Raw genomic sequence first — 668 nt, 5'->3', positions numbered from 1 at the left:
GGTCTTAAAACCATATTTGTAACAATTTACTATAGTCCCTTTAAATAAAGGATGATTAATTGTTTCCTTTGTCAGACCACGACTCAATAGAAAATCATAATTGATTAATTCATGAGGAGCATAAAGTTCATATTCAAATTTAACTTTCTCTTGAAAGATTTTTATTTCCTTAGTCAGTTCTTTTCCTCCGGAATCATTATCTAACTGGGCAAAAGCTTTGGCATAATCCTGCTTGGTCTTACTGTCTGTACTTAGAAAACCATTAATTCTATTAACTACAAAATTGATAATATTACCTTTATCTCTGGTATCATTTAGATTTTGATAAATATACTTTCCTGTTTTTTGATGTCTCAGCACTAAAAGCTTCTCGCCATCCTTTTCAAACACTTTTTGCCTGGCAGTAGATTTATGCATATCTATTACATATCCAGAACTTAAAAGATACTTGATTAGATCAACTTTTTCTATGTAATGAAAGGCATCCATAGGAACATGAATTCTTATTCCAAATTTAAATAACTGTAATCAAAAATTATATAATTTGAAAATTACTATTATTCTATCAGTTTTAATAAAAGATTTTTAATTTCTTCAGTTTTATCTTTTTTAACGACAGGTTGTACGTGAAGACAAAGTGATTCAATAGCTATTTTTTTATGACTTAA

Annotated in this window: 1 protein-coding gene; it reads right to left on the bottom strand. The window is 28.0% G+C overall.

The annotated features are described in order from the left end of the window. Positions 1-489 (bottom strand): hypothetical protein (locus OM075_RS26660; RefSeq protein ID WP_301193353.1); only part of this gene is annotated, 489 nt, incomplete at its 3' end. Positions 490-668 lie beyond the last annotated feature (179 nt).

This window comes from Plebeiibacterium sediminum (assembly GCF_026013605.1).
Taxonomy (GTDB): Bacteria; Bacteroidota; Bacteroidia; order Bacteroidales; family Marinilabiliaceae; genus Saccharicrinis; species Saccharicrinis sediminus.
Note: the sequence above shows the minus strand (reverse complement) of the source record. Positions and strands in the feature narration are given on the sequence as shown.